The organism is Mesorhizobium sp. M0751 (assembly GCF_040320265.1).
Classification (GTDB): domain Bacteria; phylum Pseudomonadota; class Alphaproteobacteria; order Rhizobiales; family Rhizobiaceae; genus Mesorhizobium.
Genome location: NZ_JAMYPH010000001.1, coordinates 449,827 through 463,327 on the forward strand (window position 1 = coordinate 449,827; position 13,501 = coordinate 463,327).

Annotated in this window: 15 protein-coding genes; 7 read left to right on the top strand and 8 right to left on the bottom strand. The window is 64.6% G+C overall.

From position 1 onward, the window contains the following. Positions 1 to 76: 76 nt before the first annotated feature. From NKI19_RS02075 to clpS, 3 genes are all read left to right on the top strand, one after another. Complete coding sequence (locus NKI19_RS02075) at positions 77 to 406, top strand: hypothetical protein (protein WP_352565815.1); 330 nt, start codon at positions 77 to 79, stop codon at positions 404 to 406. A gap of 36 nt (positions 407 to 442) precedes the next feature. Beyond that, on the top strand, positions 443 to 658 hold the full coding sequence (locus tag NKI19_RS02080) for a hypothetical protein (protein ID WP_254819162.1): 216 nt from the start codon (positions 443 to 445) through the stop codon (positions 656 to 658). A 255-nt stretch (positions 659 to 913) separates the two neighbouring features. Beyond that, positions 914 to 1,219 carry an ATP-dependent Clp protease adapter ClpS gene (clpS, locus tag NKI19_RS02085; protein WP_023679498.1) on the top strand — a complete coding sequence of 102 codons (306 nt, stop codon included), beginning with the start codon at positions 914 to 916 and terminating at the stop codon, positions 1,217 to 1,219. 38 nt (positions 1,220 to 1,257) lie between these two features. On the opposite strand, the gene NKI19_RS02090 is transcribed toward clpS, so the two are convergent. Genes NKI19_RS02090 through NKI19_RS02105 form a run of 4 tightly spaced genes read right to left on the bottom strand, consistent with a single transcriptional unit; the run spans position 1,258 to position 8,086 of the window. Next, complete coding sequence (locus NKI19_RS02090; protein ID WP_352488976.1) at positions 1,258 to 3,345, bottom strand: hypothetical protein; 2,088 nt, start codon at positions 3,343 to 3,345, stop codon at positions 1,258 to 1,260. Positions 3,346 to 3,348: 3 nt separating this feature from the next. Then, on the bottom strand, positions 3,349 to 6,171 hold the full coding sequence (locus tag NKI19_RS02095) for a DUF4159 domain-containing protein (RefSeq protein WP_352565772.1): 2,823 nt from the start codon (positions 6,169 to 6,171) through the stop codon (positions 3,349 to 3,351). Then, positions 6,168 to 7,082 (bottom strand): DUF58 domain-containing protein, encoded by a 915-nt coding sequence (locus NKI19_RS02100; protein ID WP_352488979.1) that lies wholly within the window; start codon positions 7,080 to 7,082, stop codon positions 6,168 to 6,170. Before NKI19_RS02100 ends, NKI19_RS02095 begins: the two co-directional genes overlap by 4 nt. After that, positions 7,082 to 8,086: an AAA family ATPase gene (locus NKI19_RS02105; protein WP_352488980.1), complete on the bottom strand. Its 1,005-nt coding sequence runs from the start codon at positions 8,084 to 8,086 to the stop codon at positions 7,082 to 7,084. Before NKI19_RS02105 ends, NKI19_RS02100 begins: the two co-directional genes overlap by 1 nt. A gap of 145 nt (positions 8,087 to 8,231) precedes the next feature. Between NKI19_RS02105 and NKI19_RS02110 the strand changes: the two genes are divergently transcribed. From NKI19_RS02110 to NKI19_RS02120, 3 genes are read left to right on the top strand one after another with little or no spacing between them, the layout of a single operon-like run. After that, a complete protein-coding gene (locus tag NKI19_RS02110) occupies positions 8,232 to 8,861 on the top strand; it encodes a DUF1285 domain-containing protein (protein WP_352489133.1) in 630 nt (209 codons plus the stop codon). Between the two features lie 13 nt (positions 8,862 to 8,874). Further along, positions 8,875 to 9,507, top strand: coding sequence for a CoA pyrophosphatase (locus NKI19_RS02115; protein WP_352489135.1), 633 nt, complete (start codon positions 8,875 to 8,877; stop codon positions 9,505 to 9,507). Then, on the top strand, positions 9,504 to 10,772 hold the full coding sequence (locus NKI19_RS02120) for a CCA tRNA nucleotidyltransferase (RefSeq protein WP_352565773.1): 1,269 nt from the start codon (positions 9,504 to 9,506) through the stop codon (positions 10,770 to 10,772). Before NKI19_RS02115 ends, NKI19_RS02120 begins: the two co-directional genes overlap by 4 nt. 3 nt (positions 10,773 to 10,775) lie before the next feature. On the opposite strand, the gene NKI19_RS02125 is transcribed toward NKI19_RS02120, so the two are convergent. The 3 genes from NKI19_RS02125 to hemF form a co-directional block, all read right to left on the bottom strand. Beyond that, positions 10,776 to 10,961 carry a DUF1059 domain-containing protein gene (locus NKI19_RS02125; RefSeq protein WP_023679490.1) on the bottom strand — a complete coding sequence of 62 codons (186 nt, stop codon included), beginning with the start codon at positions 10,959 to 10,961 and terminating at the stop codon, positions 10,776 to 10,778. A gap of 281 nt (positions 10,962 to 11,242) precedes the next feature. Next, positions 11,243 to 11,503, bottom strand: coding sequence for a DUF1344 domain-containing protein (locus NKI19_RS02130; protein WP_352488983.1), 261 nt, complete (start codon positions 11,501 to 11,503; stop codon positions 11,243 to 11,245). Positions 11,504 to 11,759: 256 nt separating this feature from the next. Then, a complete protein-coding gene (hemF, locus tag NKI19_RS02135; RefSeq protein WP_352488984.1) occupies positions 11,760 to 12,674 on the bottom strand; it encodes an oxygen-dependent coproporphyrinogen oxidase in 915 nt (304 codons plus the stop codon). A gap of 103 nt (positions 12,675 to 12,777) precedes the next feature. Here hemF and NKI19_RS02140 point away from each other — a divergent pair, with 103 nt between their 5' ends. Beyond that, on the top strand, positions 12,778 to 13,035 hold the full coding sequence (locus NKI19_RS02140) for a hypothetical protein (RefSeq protein WP_023679487.1): 258 nt from the start codon (positions 12,778 to 12,780) through the stop codon (positions 13,033 to 13,035). Here the strand turns inward: NKI19_RS02140 and soxR are convergent. Beyond that, positions 13,032 to 13,478: a redox-sensitive transcriptional activator SoxR gene (gene soxR, locus NKI19_RS02145; protein WP_352488985.1), complete on the bottom strand. Its 447-nt coding sequence runs from the start codon at positions 13,476 to 13,478 to the stop codon at positions 13,032 to 13,034. The two genes, NKI19_RS02140 and soxR, sit on opposite strands and share 4 nt — an antisense overlap. Between the last annotated feature and the right edge of the window lie 23 nt (positions 13,479 to 13,501).

The window sequence follows — 13,501 nt, forward strand, 5'->3', positions numbered from 1 at the left end:
AAATCAAAGGCATAAGTGGTGCCGTGGCGGTCAGGTCATCGGCTGCGACACGCGTTACGGGATTACGGATAGACCAATGCAAAGGTTCGCGATCAGTCTGATGGGTGCGTTGCTTTCCATTTCGCTCGTCACGGCCGCGGTTGAACAAGCCGATGCAAAACTGGCCGATGCAAAGGTGGCCAATGCAAAGGTGGCGACCACCCGCAGCGAGCGTTGCATCGATCTGAACCGCCAGTTTGACGAAGCCCTCGAAACCCATGCCGCGGCAACGCAGGTCACCGCGGCGAAAGCACTTCAAAGAAAGGGAAACCGGTTCTGCGCCAACAAGAAACAGGCACAGGGAATCCGGATGCTCGCGAACGCTTTGAAGCTGCTTGGAGTGACACCGATCGATCCCGTTCAGTGACACTCAATCCGATCTGCACAAAAAGGAAGTGAAGCCATGAAAAAGTCCCTCCTCTCCGCCCTCGGTCTCGCCATCGCGCTGGCTGTCTCGATGCCCGTTCTCGGCGCCAGCAGCGCCAATGCCGCGACCACTACCCCGGCTGCGACGACAACGACGACCGCTGCGCCGGCCAAGGCCGTGAAGAAGGTCGCTGCCAAGAAGACCGTGAAGAAGCACAAGAAGCACGTGGTCAAGGCAGCTCCGAAGGCCTGATCAAGCGACACCTTTCTACCCCATGAGAAGACCGCTCCAGTTGCGATTTGCCTGGAGCGGTCGTCTTTGTTGGCGTGCGGACAGTAGGGCCAGTCCCGGCCCACACTGCCAGTTGAACGCCAGACGGCAGTTCCCACATAGGCACGGACTTTTGAACTGCGCCCGCCGGGAAGCCGATCGCGCGCGGTTGAATGGACGACCGCTTTTGCCCATGTCAAAATGACCGCAAAGCTGTCGTACGCAATTGCCGGTCCAATGCCTGAAATCACGACAAAACCCCGTACCAGCACGAAGCCGAAGGTCGAACGGCCGAAGCTCTACAAGGTCATCCTGGTCAATGACGATTTCACGCCGCGCGAGTTCGTCGTGACGGTGCTGAAGGCCGAGTTCAAGCTCAGCGAAGACCAGGCGCATAGGATAATGATCACCGCGCACCGGCGCGGCGTCTGCGTTGTCGCCGTCTTCACCAGGGATGTCGCCGAGACCAAGGCGGCGCGGGCAACCGATGCCGGCAAGGCCAAGGGCTACCCGCTGATGTTCACGACGGAGCCGGAGGAGTAGGGCTCCTCCCTCGCCCCGTTTGCAGGGAGAGACGGGAACTACCGCCCTTCGCGATACCACATCGAGCCCATCGCCAGAAGCAGCAGGCCGAGGCCGAGGAAGCCGCCGAACAGCGGCACGCGCGAGACGGCCTTGAGTACGCTGTCGTCGGTGGTGCGCAGGCCGATCCAGTCATTGCCTGAGGCCGCGCCCGAGGAACGGACCGGAACGATTGAGGGCAGCGTGACCGTGCTGGTGAGATTGCCGAGCGCCGAGGCCGGCGCCAGCCGGCGAACGCTGCCGCCGGTTGCCTCAGCCGGTGGTTTGAGCCGGTTCTCGGTGGAGACGACGTCGGTGAATTCCGGCGCGTTGACCGGCCCGACATGGGCCAACGCCGTCAGGTCGCCATTGCCGACCTGATAGAGACCGATTTCGCTGGTCTCGACGCTGCCGAGGAAGACGCCTGGTTCGGATTTCTCGAGCCTGACGATCAGTGCCTTGCCGGACGGCGTGATGACTTGCGCCGGGCCGGGGTCGTCGCTCATCGTCTGGCGGCGGATTTCCAGCACCATGCCGCGGCCGTCGGCGGTCAGCCGCTCTTCCTCGAGTTCGGGCTCCTTCATCAGCCAGTGGGCGATGCGCCGGTAGAGCTGGACGTGCGGGCCACCGCCCTCGAAGCCGCGCGCCCACAGCCAGCCCTGGTCGGACAGAAGCATGCCGACGCGGCCTTCGCCCTTGCGGTCGAGCAGCAGCAGCGGCCGGTTGTCGGCGCCCTTCATCACCACCTCGCCCTCGGGGTTCTCGACGCCGATGGTGCGGAACCAGCGGCTCCAGTGCGGCGGCTCGGTCGCGGAGCCGTCGAGCCCACGGGTTACCGGATGACGCTGGCCGGTATCGGTAAGACGCGGATAGAAGGCCTTGTCGATGACCTCGCCGGTCGGCATTGCCGGCAGCGCCGACATCAGTGGCGTGCGGGCGATGGAGCTTTCGCCGGCATATTCGGGGCCTGCCGCGATCAGCAGCGCGCCGCCTTTTTCGACATATTCGGAGATGTAGTCGTAATAGAGGATCGGCAGCACGTCGCGGTGCTGATAGCGGTCGAAGATGATCAGGTCGAAATCCTTGATCTTCTCGACGAACAACTCGCGCGTCGGGAAGGCGATCAGCGACAATTCGTTGATCGGAGTACCGTCCTGCTTTTCCGGTGGGCGCAGGATGGTGAAGTGCACGAGGTCGACCGAAGCGTCGGATTTCAGCAAATTGCGCCAGGTGCGCTCGCCGGCATGCGGTTCGCCGGAAACAAGCAGCACGCGCAGATTTTCGCGGATGCCGTCGATCAGCGCGATGGCGCGGTTGTTGGTGTCGGTGAGTTCGCCCGGCTCGTGGTTGATGGTGAGTTCGACGATGTTGCGCCCGGCGCTGGGAATGGTCACCTGCAGCGGCATCGCCCGGCCGATGTTGGCGTGCTCGACCGATACCTGCTCGCCGTTGACCGATACGCGGACATCGACCGGACCGGTTTCGTTGTTGGTGGCGATGACGCGATAGGTCATGTCGAGCGGCTTGCCAACGAGGCCGAAGCGCGGCGCATTCTCGAAGCGGATGCGGCGGTCCTTCTCATGCTCGTTGCCGGTAATCAGCGCGTGCAGCGGGGCATTGAAGTCGGGTGCGCCGGGCGGCGCGTCATGCACCTCGCCATCGGTGATCATGATGGCGCCGCCAATGCGCGACGGCGGCACGTCGCGGAAAGCATTTTCGAGTGAGGAAAACAACCGCGTCTCGGTGCGCTCGTCGGCGGCTTCGGACTTGCCGGTTTCGACGACACGAACGTCGAACTGCTTGAAGCGGCCGAGACGCTGCTGAAGCCCAGCCAACGCCGCATCGGTCTGCTTGGTACGGTCGCCGATATCCTGGCTCTGGCTGCGATCGACGACGACGGCGACGATGCTTTTCAGCGGCTCGCGTTCTTCGTCGAGGAACACGGGATTGAGCAGCGCCGCAGCCAGGGCAATCAGGGCTGCCAGGCGGAAGACCGCGCCGCGCTGGCGAAACCAAAGGCCGACCAGCGCCAGCAGCAGCAGCGGCACCAGAACCACTGCGAGCAGCGGCCAGGTGGTGAGCGGTTCGAAGGCGAGCGACCAGTTCACGGTCTATTGCCCCAGCCGTTCGAGCAGCACCGGGACGTGCACCTGATCGGATTTGTAGTTGCCGGTCAGCATGTACATCATGATGTTGACCCCGGCACGCAGCGCATAGATGCGCTGCATCGGATCCGATGGCACGGTCGGCAATAGCGGGTCGCCATTCTCGTCGACGGCCCAAGCGCCGGCGAAATCATTGGCGGTGATCATGATTGGGGAAACGCCGTCGCCGGTGCGCACCGGGCGGTTCTCGGTGTTGCTGGCTTCAAGCGATGCCTCGACCCAAAGCGGGCTGCCGGCAAAACGGCCGGGAAACTCCGGAAGGATGTAGAAGGATTTGGTCAGCACGTGGTCCGACGGCACCGGTTCCAGCGGTGGCACGTTGAGGTTGCCGAGGATGTCACGCAGCCGCTCCGTCGCCGGGCTGGTCGAATCCGCACCAATGCCATTGGCGAACTGGTCGCGGGTGTCGAACAAGACCGTTCCGCCCTGCTGCATGTAGGCGTCGATGCGGGCGATAGCGGCCTCGCTCGGCATCGGGGCCGAGGGATCGATCGGCCAGTAGATCAGTGGATAGAAGGAAAGTTCGTCCTTCGAGATGTCGACGCCGGCCGGTGCTCCGGGTTCGAGCGCGGTTTTTTCTATGAGGAAGCGGGTCAGGCCTTCGAGCCCGGCGCGGCTGATCGAATCGACACCCGGCTCGCCGGTCAGCACGTAGGCGATCCGGGTCTTTGAAATGTCCCCGATCGCCTCCGTATCTCCCGGTTTGGCGTCGTCGGCACGCGCGACGTCCGCGTGGCCAATCAGGCCGCCGAGCGCAATCAGCAGGACGGCTGCCGTCGCCGCAGCGCCGGCACGGCGCGGCCGGCGCGACAACAGGCCGCCCATCCAGAGTACGGCAAGCGTGTCGAGCACCATCAGCACCAGGGCCGCCGTGACCAGCGGACCTTTGAGGTTGCGCTGCTCGTCGAAGGCATACTGGATGGTGGTGACCGGTACCGTGATTTCAGGCCGGGCCAGCGGCGTGAATGCGCTGTCGCCACCGAGCAGATTGTGAGCGAACACTCCTGTCTCGGAGCCGTAGAGGCCGGGCGGGTTTTCCAGCGTCACCGGCAGCGGGCCGGCGCCGGGCACCAGCGGCCTGGCATCCGGCGTCGGCGGCACCAGCGTGCCGTCGGCGGCGATCATGCGATAAGGTGCCAGCGACGTGGCGGCGGCCTCGGCATTGGCGACAGCCGCGCCCTGGTTGCGCGACAATTGCACGATGCGCCGCAGCATCTCGACGAAGCTGCCGGAGATCGGCAGGTTGGACCACGTCGCCTCGGGGGTGACGTGGAACAGCACGAGCGTACCCTTGTCCTTCTTCATCCCGGTCACCAGCGGCGTACCGTCGGCAAGGGTGGCCCAGGTGCGCTCGACAATGTCGGGCGTCGGTTCGGCCAGCACCTGCCTTGTGACGGTGACCTCGGTGGGCGGCGCGAGGTCGGCGAAGGGGCCGGTTTTCGGGAATTCAGTAACCGGCTGCGGCGCCGTCCACGACAGCGCGCCGCCAAGCGATCGCTCGCCGGTGCGCAGCCGGACCGGCAGCAGGTCGTCGTCATTGCCGGCAGCGGCCAGCCGCGAACCGGCAAAACGCACCAGCGTGCCGCCCTTGTCGACCCAGTCGACCAGCCTTTGCCGCGCCTGTTCCGGAATGGTGCCGACATCGGCCATGACGATCATTGCCGGCTTCTGGTCGAGCAGTTGCGGGATCGCGTCGGCGAGATCGACGCTCGACGGCTCGACCAGATCGGCAAAGGGCTGCAGGGCGCGGCGAATGTAGTAGAGCGGCGACAGCAGCGGTTGCGCCTGGTCGGCCTCGGACTGCGACAGCAGCCCGACGCGGCGGCGTTTTGAGCTCTCGTCGAGAACGCGGACGGCACCGGCCTGGCGCTCGCCATCGAGCGCGATGTAGGCGAAGTCGTTGCGGAGTTCGAACGGCACCGCCATCGTGCCGGTGGCGGTGGTTCCGCCCGGGGCAAAGGTCAGCGTCGCGTCGGCAATGCGGCGGCCCTTGTCGTCGAAGGCGCCGGCCGTCACCTGTGCAGGTGCCGGATCGCCCGGTGCGCGGATCGCGGTCAGGGCGAAGCCGTCGACCTGGTTGTCGGCGCCGGTCAGGCCGGTCAGCGACAGCCGGTCGGAGACGGCCCAGACGACGCGTGCTGCGTTCTTTGACAACAACGTGTTGAAGGCGGCTTCGTCGCCTTGCGCCGCCAGACCATCGGCGAGCACCGCGACGCTGGCGCCAGGCAGCGACTCCAGGGCTGAAGCGACGCGGGCGTAGACGGCGGGGCGGTCGGTCGGGATGGGCCGCGGCTTTGCCGCGCGCAGCCGGTCGAGCGCGGCAGCGGCATCGAAGGGATCGATCTCGGCATTCGGCTTCTCGGCGGTGAAAGCGATGAGCACCGGCACGCCGTTCGAATTGGCATCGGCGATCAGCCGCTCGGCGGTGGCGACGCGCTTGCCCCAGTCGGCGGCACTTGCCCAGTCATTGTCGATCACCAGCGCCAGGGCGGCGCCCTCGGCCGGCAGCTTTTCGCGCGGATTGAAGACCGGTTCGGCAAGTGCCGCCACGACAAGCGCGGCCATCAGCAGCCTGAGCAGCGTCAGCCACCAAGGGCTCTGCTGCGGCGTTTCTTCGCGCCTCAGCACGCGGGCGAGAATCCTGAGAGGCGGAAACACCTCAGTTTGCGGCCTGGGCGGGGTCAGCCGCAGAAGCCACCAGATCACCGGCAGCGCCAGCAGGCCCCACAGCACCATCGGCGCCCCGAAAGAGAGCGGCAGCCAACTCATGCGCGGGCCCTCCCGGCAAAGCTGCCCTCGGCGGTCATGGCCATGTGGATGCGCACCAGCGCCTCGGAGGCAAGGCGATCGGTATGATTGACGGTAAAGCTCCAGCCAAGCCGTTTGCACCAGGCGGCCAGTTCCTGGCGGCGGGCGGCATAAAGCAGGCGATATTCCTCGCCCAGCATTTCGGCACGGCCGGCGGTCAGCTTGTCGCCGGTCTCAGGATCGGTGAATTCGGTGCGCCCGGCATAGGGGAAGCTTTCCTCGGCCGGATCGGCGACCTCGATCAGATGGGCGCGCACGCCGTGGCGGGCGAGCACGTCCAGCCAGGCTATGGTGTCCTCGACCGGGTCGAGGAAATCGCTGACGAGGACGATGTCGCAGAAGCGGCGAATGCCGGACAGGTCGGGCTTTGCCGGCAGGTCGGCGGCGTGTATCAGTTGCGCCGCGATGCGCTCGGCGCCATTGCGGGCGGTGAATGGGTCAGTCAGGCCCGGCCAGGCAATGCGCTCGCCGCTGCGCGACAAAAGCTCGGCCATGGCCAGCGCCAGCACCAGGGCGCGCGATTCCTTGGAAACGCTGGCTCCGGTCGATTTGTAGAGCATGGAAGGCGAGGGGTCGGCCCACAGCCACACCGTATGGGCGGCCTCCCATTCACGGTCGCGGACATAGGTGTGGTCGTCGCGAGCGGAACGGCGCCAGTCAATGCGCGAGGAATCGCCTTCGACATAGGGCCGGAACTGCCAGAAATTCTCGCCGATGCCGCGCTTGCGGCGGCCATGCCAGCCGGCAATTACCGTGTTGACGATGCGGCGCGCCTCGACCAGCAGGTCCGGCACCAACGAAGCCCGCAACCGGCCTCTGGCGAGCGCATCGCGCGTCGCTGCCGGTGCCTGCGCTTCACCGATGCGCGCCATCAAATCCCTTTCGCGAGCTTCGCCACAACATCGCGAACCGTGGTGCCCTCGGCGCGGGCGGCGAAGGTCAGCGCCATGCGGTGCTGCAGCACCGGCTCGGCCAGCGCCCTGATATCGTCGACCGACGGCGCCAGCCGGCCGTCATAGAGGGCGCGGGCGCGGGCGCACAGCGTCAGCGCCTGACTGGCGCGCGGGCCTGGGCCCCAGGCGACGTGCTTATCGGTATCGGCATTGCCCTGACCGGGACGCGCCGAGCGCACCAGCTTCAGGATCGCCTCGACGACGCTTTCCGGCACCGGCATGCGGCGGATGAGCGTCTGGATGTCCTTCAGCCGCGCCGGCTGCAGCACGTTTTCGGCCTTGGCATCCTCGATACCTGTGGTCTCCAGCAGGATGCGGCGCTCCGCCTCGATCTCGGGGTAGAGGATGTCGACCTGCATCAGGAAACGGTCGAGCTGTGCCTCGGGTAGCGGATAGGTGCCTTCCTGCTCCAGCGGGTTCTGCGTCGCGAGAACATGGAACGGTGACGGCAGGTCATGGCGCACGCCGGCAATGGTGACGTGGTATTCCTGCATCGCCTGCAGCAGCGCCGACTGGGTACGCGGCGAGGCGCGGTTGATCTCGTCGGCCATCAGCAATTGCGCGAAGATCGGCCCGGAAATGAAGCGGAACGAACGCTTGCCGAATTCATCCTGCTCCATCACCTCTGAGCCGAGAATGTCGGACGGCATTAGGTCGGGCGTGAACTGGATGCGACGCGAATCGAGGCCGAGCACGATGCCCAGCGTTTCGACCAGCTTGGTCTTGGCTAGACCGGGCACGCCGACCAGCAGTGCGTGGCCGCCGGCCAGCAATGCGACGAGCGTGCGCTCGACGACGCTTTCCTGGCCGAAAATGACCCGCCCGACGCCGTCACGGACCCTCGAAATGTCGGCCAGCGCTTTCTCGGCCTGCGCCACCATGTCCTTTTCGCTGATGGGGCTTTCCTTGATCATAACGCTCATGCAGCATCGATCCTTCTGTTGGAAACACCGCTTGGCACCTTGGTGCCGCAGAGAATGCCGCGATTCGGCCTCGCATGGCGCCTGCAATGAACTTAAATCACAGACTTAGGCTGACAAGCGGAACAACAGTGACTATTTCGTGACCATGACGGAAGCCGCCGACCATCGTGAAGAGAGCCTGACGGCCGCGACCGAGGCGCGCGGGCTGGAAGCGCTGGTCTCGCGCGCGACGCGCGCCGGCAAGGGGCCGGCGCCGGTGGAGCGCTGGAATCCGGCGTTTTGTGGCGATCTCGACATGGAAATCAAGCAGGACGGCACCTGGTTCTACCTGGGAACGCCGATCGGCCGGATGCCGCTGGTGCAGCTTTTCTCCTCGGTGCTGCGTAAGGACGAGGACGGCAGGACCTACCTGGTGACGCCGGTGGAAAAGGTCGGCATCCGCGTCGCCGACGCGCCCTTTATTGCCGTCGAGATGGACGTGTCGGGCGCCGGCGACGGACAAATCATAACCTTTCGCACCAATGTCGGGGACTTGGTCGAGGCTGGGGCGGGGCACCCGCTGCGCTTCGTCGATGAGGACGAGACAGGCGGCCTGAAGCCCTATGTGCTGGTGCGTGGGCGGCTGGAGGCGCTGGTGGCGCGGCCGGTGATGTACGAGCTGGTCGAGCACGGCGAAGAGATCGACATCGGTGGCAAGATGATGTTTGCCGTCCGTTCCAAAGGCGAGGTCTATCCAATCATGCTGGCTGAGAAACTGAAACGGCTGAGCGCATGATGGACCGCCCATGATGGATCAGGTGACGCCGTTGCCGTTTTCCGCTGCCGGGTTCCGCCAGCGCGTCGCGGCGCAGCCGCTGGCGCATGCCGGCGACGATTTTGGCGACCACCGCTTCAATCCGGGCCATCCCAGGCTGAAGCTGGCCAAGGCGCTGCGCGATGCCGCCGTGCTGATCCCGGTGATCGATCATGGCCATGAAGCCACGGTCCTTTTGACCAGGCGGGCGGAAAAGCTGCGCAACCATTCGGGGCAGGTAGCTTTCCCCGGCGGAACCATCGATCCAACCGATGCGAGCCCGGAAGCGGCGGCATTGCGCGAGACATTCGAGGAGATCGGTCTCGATAGGGATCACATCGAGATCATCGGCCGTCTGCCGGACTACGTCTCCGGCAGCGGCTATCGCATCGCCCCGGTGCTCGGGATTGTGCGGCCCGGTTTCGCCCTGACACTGAATCCCGACGAGGTCGATGCCGTCTTCGAGGTGCCGCTGGGCTTTCTGATGGACCCCGCCAACCACAGCAGGGACAGTCGCATGTGGAACGACCTCGAATGGTTCTATTACGATATGCCCTATGGCGGCCAGCGCATCTGGGGCGTCACCGCGGGCATCGTCCGAACGCTTTATGAAAGGCTCTATTCGTGAGCAATCCGGTGTCGATTGCTGGCAAGGCCGGCTGGCTCGGCGAAAGCCACTTGCAGCGCCTGCTCGCCGCGCTCACCGAGGGCGACGAGGAGGCACGCGTCGCCGGCGGTGCCGTGCGCAATGCGCTTATCGGACAGCCTGTCGCCGACATCGACATCGCCACCACCACAGTGCCCGAGGAAACCATCCGGCGCGCCGAGGCGGCCGGCTTCAAGACGGTGCCGACCGGCATCGAGCATGGCACCGTCACGGCGGTCGCCCACGGCAAGGCCTATGAGGTTACCACGCTGCGTGCCGATATCGAAACCGACGGCCGGCGCGCCAAAGTGTCGTTCGGCCGGGACTGGAAAGCCGACGCTGAGCGGCGCGATTTCACCATCAATGCACTCTATGCCGAAGCCGATGGAACGGTCGTCGATCTGGTCGGCGGGATCGCCGATATCGAAGCGCGGCGGCTGCGCTTCATCGGCGATCCGGAAGCGCGCATCCGCGAGGATTATCTGCGTATCCTGCGTTTCTTCCGTTTCTTCGCCTGGTATGGCGACGGCAGGCCGGATGCCGAAGGCTTGAAAGCTTGCGCCCGGCTGAAGCAAGGACTCGACCAGCTCTCGGTCGAGCGCGTCTGGTGGGAATTGAAAAAATTGCTGTCGGCGCCAGATCCGTCGCGGGCGCTGCTGTGGATGCGCCAGGCCGGCGTTCTGACCGCCGTTTTGCCGGAAAGCGAGAAATGGGGCATCGATGCCATTCACGGGCTGACCAAGACCGAGAAGGATCTGGCCTGGGCGCCGGACCCGCTGCTCAGGCTGGAAGCCATCGTGCCGCCGGATGCCGCGCGCATGAAAACGCTTGCCGAGAGATTGAGGCTTTCCGTGAGCGAGGCAAGCCGGCTGCGGCATTGGGCGATCACGGCGGCCGTCGATCCGAAAACGACCGAAGGAGAGTTGGCGAAAAGGCTTTATTTTGGCGACCGCCAAGGCCTTGTCGATCGGTTGCGGCTGTCGCTCGCTTCCGCTCGAGCCCGCGCGGTCGAAGACAATGACGCACTGCTCGAAGCCGGCGGCTTCTCGCGCCTGCTTGCCTTCGCTGCAAAATGGCAAAACCCTGTTTTTCCGGTCAAGGGCGCCGATCTGACGGCGCTTGGCGCATCACCGGGGCCGAAGCTTGGTGCAACGTTGAAGAATCTCGAAAAGGAATGGGTCGAGTCCGGTTTTGCGCTTGATCGCGGCGCGCTGCTCAAGCGCGCCGCGGAGGCACTCGAATCCTGACCGTCACGCTGCGTCGCGGACCTTTTCGATGCGCGAGCGGATCGCCTCGATCATCGTCTCGCGGATCACCGTCTCGCCATGCGTCTCGCGCAGATGCTCGACGGCACGGCGCATGACCTCAGCCTCCTCCTCGGCGCGTGTGTGCCACTCGCAGCCGGGTACGAGCGACCCGCAATGGAATTCCTTCATTTGGCTTCTCCTCATCTCCTCCTTGGAGCGTCGCGCCGCGCAATGACACGGAAGCTCCAGACCTTTGATTGCGCGATCCGGAAACCGGGTCCGGTATCCGGGTTACACGCTGGCCAGCTAAGCATAACACGATCGAACGGTTTTGGTTGCCCTACGCCGCGCGTGCAAGCCGACACGCAGTGCTCAAGGGGTACGGATTGCGAAAAAGGCGGAGCAGCGCTGCTCCGCCCTCTTGCGCTACCCCGGAGGCAAGACCTCGTCTTGCTCCAGCGGGCAGGCCATCACTTCACGATCTTGACTGCCTCGGCAGTTTTATTCTTGCCGCTCATATCCCACGTGACGCGGACCTTTTCGCCGACCTTCAGGCCAGGATCCTTGAAGGTCTGGGGCAACGTAAAGGTGGCTCCGTTATCCAGAACCAGGCTCATCGCCGTTCCATCATAGCTTTTGATCGTACCGGTGGTGTGCTTGGCCGCGGCAAATGCGGCAGTACCGGAGGCGAGAACGGCAGCGGCGGTTGCGGTCATAATAAGCTTGCGCATGGCATGCTCTCCTGGAAAATGCGGACACCCGCTTGGGAAAGGTGCCCATCCAATATGGGCCGTCCGGTCACGTCGGGTCGCGGCTCTCGGGAGTAAAGAACCGCCGGCGTTTCCCGGCCCGACGCGACAAATAACCCAATCTTTTCAACAATATATTAGACGAAAAAGATATTTTTTGGCGCGCCTTGCGCCACATTTGCCGTCAAATTCCGGGGATTTGGACCCGATTGCGGCTCACGCCATGCTCACCGAGATTTTACGGCCATTTCACTTCTGGCGGCAGGCTGGACAGGATCGAGGCGACATTGCCGCCGGTCTTCAGCCCAAAGATGGTGCCGCGATCGTGAAGCAAGTTGAATTCGACATAGCGGCCGCGGCGGATGAGCTGCTCGTCACGGTCGCCATCGGTCCAGTTGTCATTGAAGTTGGCGCGCACCAGATGTCCGTAGACGACGAGAAAAGATCGCCCGACGTCCTGGACGAAGTTGAAATCGGCGTCCCAGCCGCCTTTGTCCTCGCCCGAATGCAGCCAGTCGAAGAAGATACCGCCGGTACCGCGTGGCTCGTCGCGGTGCGGCAGATAGAAGTACTCGTCGCACCAGGCCTTGAATTTCGCGTAGTCGGCGATCGCCGCGTTCTTCTCGCAGGCAAATTGCATCGCCCTGTGGAAGGCGATCGTGTCGGGGTCGTCCTGGCTGCGGCGGCGGTCGAGCACCGGCGTCAGGTCGGCGCCGCCGCCGAACCACTGGCGCGAGGTGACGACCATGCGCGTGTTCATATGCACGGCCGGCACGTTGGGGTTCCACGGATGGGCGATCAGCGAAATGCCGCTCGCCCAGAAGGACGGGTCCTCTTCGCCGCCCGGCATCTGCTTCCTGAATTCGGGCGAGAACTCGCCGTGGACTGTCGAGGTGTGGACGCCGACCTTCTCGAAGACGCGGCCGTGCATCATCGACATGATACCGCCGCCGCCCTTGCCGGCATCGCGTTGCCACGGCGTCTTTTCGAAGCGGCCGGGCGACCAGCTGGCCTGCGGCCCCTGCAAGTCGTGCTCGATCTGCTCGAAGCTAGCGCAGATGCGCTCGCGCAATGTCTCGAACCACAGCCGTGCCTTCGTCTTCTTCAGTTCGATGTCGGCTGGCAGCCCCGCCGGTATCTCGGGTCGTTGCAAATCCTGTCTCCGGTTGCGGGCGCGCCCGACAAATGACTCGTCTTTTCCGGCCGCGATCCCTAATCTCTTGGGTGCAAGGGTCAAGTGTGAATGGAGTTCTTTCGTGCGCACCCCGGCAAGACCGCCGCTGGATGGCCTGAAGAAGAGGCTCGACCGTTCACGCGCTGAGAACGCGCGCATGCCGCGCGACGGATTCCTGCGCGAGACCTTCGTGCTGCCGCGCTCCGACGCTCGTCTCAAGGCGAAGGAATGGTTCGAGCGCTTTCCCAAGCAGGCCTATTGGACCGAGATCGAGAGCTGGTTCGAGCGGCCGGGCGACGTCATCGAATTCACAATCAGGCGGCTGCCGGCGGCGGATTAACGCTCGATCAGCAAGCGTCTCGCTCCCGGCCCCCGGATGCTCAGCCTGTCGTCCTTATTCCTCAGCGGACATTTGTCGATCGACATGCAGCCGCAGCCGATGCAGTCGGTCAGCCCGTCGCGCAGCTTCTTGAGCTGACTGATTTTCTGGTCGAGCTCGTCGCGCCAAGCCGTCGAAAGCAGGTTCCAATCCTCGCGCGTCGGCGTTCGGCCTTCGGGCAATGATCGAAGGGCTCTGCCGATCTCGGCCAGCGAAATGCCGACCTCCTGCGCTACCTTGATGATCGCCACCCGCCGCAGCACGTCGCGGCCGTAACGCCGCTGGTTGCCTGATGTGCGGTGGCTGCGGATCAGCCCGCGCGCTTCGTAGAAATGCAGCGCCGACACCGCCACGCCGCTGCGCATCGCCACCTGGCCGACTGTTAATTCCGTTGCCGCAGCCATCTCCGATTTTCCGCTTGACCTCA